Genomic DNA, 8851 nt, shown 5'->3' with positions numbered 1-8851 from the left:
TCCTGACCCAGCCGTGTCCTCAGAGCTGCGTACAAATTCAATTTATTCGCCCTTTAGGTCGTTTACGATCGTTTGTACGCGCAGAACTTTAGGACCTACACAGGCACCAACTGGATCGACTTCTTCATTTGTGGAGTGAACAGCAATTTTAGAGCGATCTCCAGCTTCTCTCGCGACTGATTTAATTTCAACGACACCGTCATAAATTTCAGGTACTTCCAATTCAAATAGACGTTTTAATAGTCCTGGGTGCGTACGGGAAATGACGATTTGGGGACCCTTTGTCGTTTTCTCTACTTTAATAATATATGCTTTGATTCGGTCTTGTGGTTTAAAATCATCTGTTGGCATTTTTTCGGTGAGAGGCATTACCGCTTCCACTTTACCCAAGTCAACAAAATATGCGCGGGAATCTTGGCGTTGAACGATACCATTTACGATATCTTCTTCCCGATCAATAAATTCATTATAAATAAGTCCGCGTTCTGCTTCACGAATGCGTTGCGTAACGACTTGCTTCGCAGTTTGAGCCGCAATGCGTCCAAAATCACGAGGCGTTACTTCAATCTCAACGATGTCATCAATGCGGAAGTTTGGATCGATTTCATTAGCAGCCTCCAAAGAAATCTCCAAACGAGCATCTAACACATCTTCTACAACATTTTTACGTGCAAACACGCGAACTTGACCTGAATGGCGGTTTACATCAACACGAACGTTTTGTGCGGAGTTAAAGTTGCGCTTGTAACCAGAGATCAGCGCTGCTTCAATCGCCTCAATCAAAACCTCTTTGTCAATCCCCTTTTCCTTTTCCAGATCATGCAGTGCTGTAATAAACTCTGCATTCATTGTACTAATGTCCTCCCCTCAATTAAAAGACGATAGCCAATCGGGCTTCGCTTATTTGATCCATTTTAATTGTATATTTGTTTTTTTGTTCAGAAATCGTTAACGTCTCACCGTCAAACGCTTCTAGTGTACCTTCAAACAACGTGTGACCGTCCACCGCTTCTTTGGTGGTGATATGTACGTGTTTGCCTACAGCTTTGTGATAATCTTTTTCTTTACGTAAGGGACGCTCCGCTCCAGGCGAAGAAACCTCTAAGAAATATGCGGTTGGAATCGGGTCCAGTTCGTCCAGCTTTGCGCCTAGTTTTTCACTAACGGTACCGCAATCTTCAATATCGATGTTGGACGATTCATTGTCGATAAAGATACGCAAAAACCAGTTGCTACCTTCCTTCTTGTATTCGATATCCACCAGTTCCAATCCTGTTTCTTCAAGGATAGGAGTCAGTAGTTCCTCAACAATTTGCACTACCTTGCTCAAGCAAGTTCCTCCTTTAAGCAGATCCATACTGTTATAAATGTGTAACCGGCTACCAAAGTGGCACCGGGTGGTCACAAATCTAATTCTTTGCACGAGAAGCTTTCTAGCTAGAAATCCTCTGTGGTCAAGAAGAAAGAGTGGGTTTCCCCACTCTCGTACGTGTATAACCAGTATTTCCAAAAAAATTATAGCATAATACCATGGGTCTTGACAACCACTGCCTCATTTGATCAGACTTTCCAAAAACCTGCTGAATGCCTATTATACCAGTCATTGTAAAGCCCATCTTACTCAATCTGATACATTAATAGGGGGTGTTTCCTTTTCTTTCCGCCCCGATACTAGGCTGTGTAGAATCATTCCCAGCATGATAAGCAAAAGCCCCGCTGAAGCCATTGGTGTAGGCAAGCTGGCAGATAACCATACGACCTCTCCTGCTGTAGCAAATAAGACTTCCATCGATTGTGTTGCTTCTACAGCCGCTAGACGACGCATGTTGCCTTTCACCATTTCCGTAGCTCGGAAAAATAACACAGTTGCACAAATTCCTGAGAAAATAGCAACAAGAGAGGTTTGGAATACCTGACTCTGACTTGGCGCTCCATCTACTGCCAAAGCTGTTATCGATAACAGCATCCAAAACGGCATACTGCAAATCGTCATGCCAAGGACACGTTGATAGGTATCGACTCGCTCTCCACAAATTTGCATCATTTTACGATTCCCTAACGGATAGGCAAAAGAAGCTACTACAACTGGCAAAAATCCTAACAGCACCTCTTTAGGTTGTAGTACACTCGCTTGTTCGCTCTGCATTAAAACAATTCCAAGCAAAATGATACTTGACATCCATAACCCCGGAATCGAGATTTTCCCTCGCATTAATTGTATGCCCTGCGAGCCTGTTTTTTGCTCAAAAAAGAACGGAGCCAGCAAGGAGCCAGAGATGATTGTAATCTGCCATGTTCCCGCTATTAACCATCCAGGACCATACGCTTGAGCAAAACAAAATGGGGCGTAAAACAGGCCAAAACCAACCGTGCTCCATAATATCCATTCTTTTGGGTGCTTTTTAATCTCTGTCCATAGCATTCCCAGATTTCCTCGTAAAAACACAAGAAACAATAATGGCGGCAGCATGAAAAAAAAGCGAAGTGCTGCACTCCACATCCAACTGCCTCCAGCAAGCTCCATGGAACGATTCAATACAAAGGTAAAGGCAAAAAAGAAGGAAGATATAATCCCAATCCAAATCGGTCGCATGCCGTACCACCTCTACTTTAAGCTTTCAATCTACGTTACGCTACTATGAAAAATCACTTAGAAAACGGCAACCTAACAATCCCCTTCTACCCTGCCAAAAATTAAACATAGTGATAGATGTATCGTTAAAGTTGCCATTTTCAAAGTGTGATCAGTAACCTGCACTATGCTTTTAATCGTTAGAACAAGGACAATTGATTTGATTCTGGCATACCTTGAAGGGCTCCCTGCTCGTCTAGATATTCCAAAATTGTTTTAGAAATTTTGGAACGGCTGAGCAGGTCTTCTTTTGATAAAAATTCACCCTTTTTACGTGCTTCTACAATGCTGATTGCTGCGTTAGTTCCTAGGCCTGGAATCGCATTAAACGGTGCAATAAGCTTGTTTCCATCAATCAGGAACTTCTCAGCGTCAGAACGATATAGATCGACATTGGTAAAGCTAAAGCCTCGTTCTACCATTTCCAACGCCATCTCTAATACAGTCAAAAGAGATTTTTCTTTTGGTTGGGCATCGTGACCTTTTTCCTCAATCTCTTCAATCCGTTGGCGAATAGCTGCCGATCCTTGTACCATTAACGGGATATCGAAGTCATCAGCACGGACAGTAAAATACGTAGCGTAAAATTCTAGCGGATAATGTACCTTACAATAAGCAATCCGAACCGCCATCATAACATAAGCAGTCGCATGCGCTTTCGGGAACATATACTTAATCCGTTGACAAGAGCCTATGTACCATTCAGGTACATCATGTTTGCGCATCTCCTCTTGGTCTTCCTCGCTGACACCTTTACCTTTACGCACTGATTCCATTATTTTAAAGGCTTGGGATGGTTCCAGTCCTTTATAGATCAGATATACCATGATATCGTCACGGCAACCGATAACCTCAGACAGCTTACACGTCTGATTACGTATCAACTCCTGTGCATTGTTTAGCCATACATCGGTTCCGTGTGAGAGACCAGAAATCTGCACTAATTCAGCAAAGGTGGTTGGTTTTGTATCTTCTAGCATCTGACGCACGAATTTCGTACCGAACTCCGGTATTCCTAACGTCCCCATATTCGTACGAATTTGTTCAGCCGTTACGCCCAGCGCTTCTGTTGAACTAAAGATAGACATCGTTTTTGGATCGTCTAACGGGATTTGTTTCGGGTCTAATCCCGTCAAATCCTGAAGCATCCGGATAACGGTCGGATCGTCGTGACCCAGAATATCGAGCTTTAATAGATTGTCATGGATGGAATGGAAGTCGAAATGCGTTGTTCGCCATTCAGATTTAACATCATCAGCAGGGAATTGGATCGGACAAAAATCCTCCATATCCATATAATCAGGCAAAACAATAATCCCCCCTGGATGCTGTCCAGTTGTACGTTTAGCGCCCGTGCAACCATTTACCAAGCGAGCAATCTCTGCTCCGCGAAGCATTAGCTTGCGCTCTTCCGCCCATTTACGAACATAGCCGTACGCTGTCTTTTCGGCAACTGTACCTATCGTTCCTGCACGAAAAACATTATCGATACCAAATAGGTCCTGTGTATATTTATGCGCCCTTGGCTGATAGTCACCTGAGAAATTTAAGTCAATATCGGGAACCTTATCTCCTTTAAATCCAAGGAAGGTTTCGAAAGGAATATCTTGGCCATCTTTCATATATCTAGTGCCGCATTTCTCGCAATCCTTGTCCTTTAAGTCGAATCCAGAACCAATGGAACCGTCCATAATAAACTCGCTATGCTGACAGTTTGGGCAAACATAGTGAGGCGGCAGTGGATTAACCTCTGTGATATCGGACATGGTCGCTACAAAAGAAGAGCCTACTGATCCCCGTGACCCTACTAAATAGCCGTCGCTAAGTGATTTTGTCACCAATCTCTGTGAGATCAGATAAATAACACCGAATCCGTGTTTAATAATACTGGTCAGTTCTTTTTCTAAGCGTTGTTCAACAATTTCTGGCAACGGATCGCCATAGATTCGCTTCGCTTTGTTATAGCACATATCACGCAGCTCTTCATCTGCCCCTTCAATTACAGGGGTATACAAACGATCTGGGATCGGGCTAACATCTTCAATCATGTCAGCAAGCGCATTTGTATTGTCTACTACAATTTCTTTCGCCTTCTGTTCACCCAAATAAGAGAATGCCTCCAACATCTCCTCAGTAGTCATGAAATATAGTGGAGGTTGGTCGTTAGCATCCTGATCTCCTTTTGATAGCAAGAATACTTCACGAAACGTATGATCCTGAGGGTGTAGAAAATGAACATCTCCTGTGGCTACAACAGGCCGTTCCAAATGGTTAGCAATGCGTATCAGTGTTTCGTGATATGTCTTCACGACGTCCGTGTTAGGGATCGTCTCATTGCGCAATAGAGGTTTGTAATGCTCTAAGGGCTGCAACTCAATATAATCATAGAAGGTAGCAATCTCTTCTAATTCTTGTTCAGGTTTACCACGCAGAATGCCTTGGAATAGCTCGCCTTCTTTACAAGCCGTTCCAATTAACAAGCCTTCTCGATATTTTATAATCTGGCTACGCATAATACGTGGTACGCGGAAGAAGGTTTCCGTATGCGAGATAGACACCAGCTTATACAGATTTTTTAAGCCTTCCTTGTTTTTCACTAATATCGTAGCATGGAATGGACGGGTACTCTTATAATCCGCTTGAGCGTTGCTGCGCTCGTTTAGCTCAGAGAGTGTTTTGATCTCTGCTTCCTTCACGTCTTTTAACATGAGCTGGAAAACCTTTGCTAGTGCAACGGTGTCGTCCAACGCCCGGTGAGCATTGATTAGTTCAACATTAAAGCGTTTTGCAAGCGTTCCTAATCGATAATTGCGCATGCCTGAATACAGCATACGTGCGAGCGGCAAAGTGTCTAAAAAAGAATTTGTCCACGGTTCCATTCCTACTCGAATGGCACACGCATTAATAAATGCTTGGTCAAATTCGGCGTTGTGGGCCACAAGAATCGAATCCCCAGCAAATTCTTTAAAACGGCGCAAGACAACATCCAGCTTCTGTTTTCCCCGTAGCATTTCGTTTGTAATCCCCGTAATCTCCGTGGTTTTAGGTCCAATCAAAATACCAGGATCAATTAATTCTGTCCATTCTTCAATGATTTCTGAGCCTATCATTTTTACAGCCGCGATTTCAATAATGGTATGTTCATTCGCATTTAAACCTGTTGTCTCTGTATCAAATACGACATAAGGGGTCTTGTCATCAATAGCGTAATTCGTTGCTCCACGATCTAGGTTATATACAATATTAATACCATCTTCCACTACATAGGCTTCTAAACCCAGAATACATTTGACACCGTTCTTTTTCGCTACGCTATAAGCCTCAGGGAATGCCTGTACGACACCATGATCCGTTATCGCAACAGCTTTGTGTCCCCATTTAGCAGCTTGTGAAATGTAAGATTTAACGGAAACAACTCCGTCTAACATGCTCATAGGAGTGTGGGCGTGTAGCTCAACCCGTTTTTCCTCTGCTTGGTCCTTACGTCCTTGCTGTTCAATCTGGTTGATGTCATTTGCCATCATAACCAGCTCGCGCATAAAGGTATCATGCTGAACGCTACCGCGCGCTTTAATCCACATACCGTCCTTAATTGCTTCAAGTACTTTAACATCTTCCTTGTCACGAGAAAAGATTTTGACAGTTAACGAATCCGTATAATCTGTCAGATGGAAAGTTAGGATGTGGCGTCCACTTTTTAATTCTCTAATTTCTACATTAAAGACTGTACCTTGTATCGTAATTCGTCTTTCTTCCTCTTGAATCTCACTGATAGGTACAGGTTCCTCCTTGATGTCATATCCGATGGTAACGGTGGTAATCGCTTCAGCTTCTTGTCCATTCTGACGCTCTTTCTCTGCTTGGGCTTGCTGCGTCATGACATTTTTAACCAACGCTCGTTCTTCTTCTTTACGTTGCTCAATAAAGGCCTGCATAGCCTCGTCATTTTCTTCGGCTTGGAACAGAAAGCGCGGGCGTACCTGTGCAATCTTCCAAAATGCTTGGGTCAGTTGTTCATCTGCTTTTTTCGATTTCATAATATCTACTGCCATCTCAGTAGGTAACAATAGCTTTACTTGGTCCCCCGCTGTCTCCACTCGTCCTGTTTTCAGGGTACCTACCAATGTTTGCAAATGTGCATCTGGATCGCTTAGCAAGTAATCCCAGTATTCTTCCACCACAATATGTACGGGCGGCTGCAAGGAATAACGAAAAATCGCGTCAACCTTAGCTAAATGCGCAAAGGTTTGCTGCAATCGTTTCGTAAATGCACGATATATATCAACTGGCATCATTTTTTCAAATGTAAAATGAAATATCCATTCTTTGGTTTGTTTATATACTTCCAGCTTCTCAATATACCCCTCGGTAAAATATCGCTCAACCATCTCTTGGGGAACCTCTAATTGCTTGAGGAGCAGAGAAAATCTATGTTTTTGTTCTGTTAATAGATCCATTTTTTCTCACCTCTCGCTTTTCTCCTTCTCTACCTTACGACAAAATGCTAAGCAGAACCAACGGTAATATCTACATAGAAAAGGTACCCCTTGCGCTTCTGGGGTACCTTTTTCTCTTCTACAACATTCAAAGCAAATCCTGCATTGCTTTTGATACCTAACTCTATAGGTTTGCTAGCTGTTCTTTTACATAAGAGACAAGCTCGCTCACAGCTACCACAGTAGCCTCACCTGTACGTCTAATGCGAACTTCAACTGTGCCTGGTTCCAATTTATCAGAAACCGTGATTCGAAGCGGTAAACCAAGTAAATCGGCATCCTTAAATTTCACACCGGCACGTTCTGTACGGTCATCGTACAATACTTCTACTCCCGCAGCTTCCAATGCCGCTGTAATCTCTTCACTCATTTCACGCTGTTGATCAGATTTCACATTGATTGGAATTACATGTGCATGATAAGGAGCAACTGACGTTGGCCAGATGATACCATTTTCGTCGTTGTTTTGTTCAATTACCGCAGCCAGCGTGCGAGATACGCCGATACCGTAGCATCCCATGATCATTGTTTGTTCACGGCCATTCTCGTCTAAGAATTTAGCACCGATTGGCTCTGAGTATTTTGTACCCAATTTAAATACGTGACCTACTTCTACACCGCGGGCAAAAGCGATTGGAGCCTGCGTACGCGGGCAAACGTCACCCTCCTGAATATTTCGCAGATCAGCAAAACGAGATACTTGATAATCCCTTCCATACTGCGCGTTCTTCAAGTGGTAATCTACTTCATTTGCCCCAATGATGGCACTAGCCACCTCTTGAACGTAGTTGTCCGCTACTACCTCAATTTTTCTCTCACCAGCACCCACAGGACCAACAAAACCAACTGGAGCACCTAGCTTCTCAGTGATTTCTGCTTCAGTCGCCATGCGTACATCAATTGCGTCAAACATATTTTTCAGCTTCACTTCGTTCAATTCATGATCACCACGAATCAAAACAAGTACAAACTGATCATCCACCATGTATGCTAAGCTTTTCACGATATCTTTGCCTTCAACACCCAGACCCTCTTTTAATTGCTCAATGGTTTTGATGTTTGGAGTGTGAATTTTTTCTAATGGAGCTACGTCTGCTTCTGGGGAAGTTGGTCCGTTATACAAAACTTCCGCTTTCTCCAGATTAGCTGCATAATCGCCCTCTGTAGAATAAGCAATCGTATCCTCACCGATTTCACACAACGCCATAAATTCATACGTTCCCGTTCCACCAATAGAACCCGCATCTGCTTCTACCGCACGATAATTAAGTCCAACACGAGTGAAAATACGGTGATAAGCATGGAACATATCATCAAAGCTCTTATCCAAGCCCTCTTGAGTTGTATCAAAAGAATAAGCATCCTTCATCATAAATTCTCGACAACGAATGAGTCCAAAGCGCGGGCGTACCTCATCGCGGAATTTTGTTTGAATTTGATACAAGTTAATTGGCAGTTTTTTATAGGAGTTGATTTCACTAGCTACTAAAGTAGCTACAACCTCTTCATGAGTTGGCCCTAAAGCAAAACGACGATCATGACGATCACGTAAACGCATCAACTCAGGACCATAATGATCCCAGCGGCCACTTTTCTCCCAAATTTCTGCCGGTTGAATCGTTGGCATTAAAATCTCTTGAGCACCTGCGTTATTCATTTCTTCACGCACGATGTTTTGAATTTTTTGGAGGACACGTAGAGCTATCGGCATAAATGTATAGAT

The 8851-nt window shown here is 43.0% G+C and carries 4 protein-coding genes and 1 pseudogene; all 5 read right to left on the bottom strand.

The window, feature by feature from the left end; translation table 11 throughout:
* Window positions 1-45: 45 nt before the first annotated feature.
* A pseudogene (nusA, locus tag AYJ08_RS03770) lies at window positions 46-849 on the bottom strand (transcription termination factor NusA); the annotation flags it as partial.
* 22 nt (window positions 850-871) lie between these two features.
* The gene (rimP, locus tag AYJ08_RS03765) at window positions 872-1330 is read right to left on the bottom strand and encodes a ribosome maturation factor RimP (RefSeq protein WP_064016648.1); all 459 of its coding nucleotides are present in this window, start codon (window positions 1328-1330) and stop codon (window positions 872-874) included.
* Between the two features lie 291 nt (window positions 1331-1621).
* Window positions 1622-2593, bottom strand: coding sequence for a DMT family transporter (locus AYJ08_RS03760; protein ID WP_064016647.1), 972 nt, complete (start codon window positions 2591-2593; stop codon window positions 1622-1624).
* 179 nt (window positions 2594-2772) lie between these two features.
* Window positions 2773-7089: a PolC-type DNA polymerase III gene (locus tag AYJ08_RS03755; RefSeq protein ID WP_064016646.1), complete on the bottom strand. Its 4317-nt coding sequence runs from the start codon at window positions 7087-7089 to the stop codon at window positions 2773-2775.
* 163 nt (window positions 7090-7252) lie between these two features.
* Window positions 7253-8851: proline--tRNA ligase (locus AYJ08_RS03750; RefSeq protein ID WP_064016645.1), on the bottom strand; the 1599-nt coding region annotated here is incomplete at its 5' end.

Source organism: Brevibacillus sp. SKDU10 (assembly GCF_001645205.1).
Taxonomy (GTDB): Bacteria; Bacillota; Bacilli; order Brevibacillales; family Brevibacillaceae; genus Brevibacillus_B; species Brevibacillus_B halotolerans.
Note: the sequence above shows the minus strand (reverse complement) of the source record. Positions and strands in the feature narration are given on the sequence as shown.

Excerpts from the sequence above, each read along its gene's own strand:
- AYJ08_RS03760 (WP_064016647.1), bottom strand. The coding sequence starts at position 2,593 with ATGCGACCGATTTGGATTGGGATTATATCTTCCTTCTTTTTTGCCTTT.
- AYJ08_RS03755 (WP_064016646.1), bottom strand. The coding sequence starts at position 7,089 with ATGGATCTATTAACAGAACAAAAACATAGATTTTCTCTGCTCCTCAAG.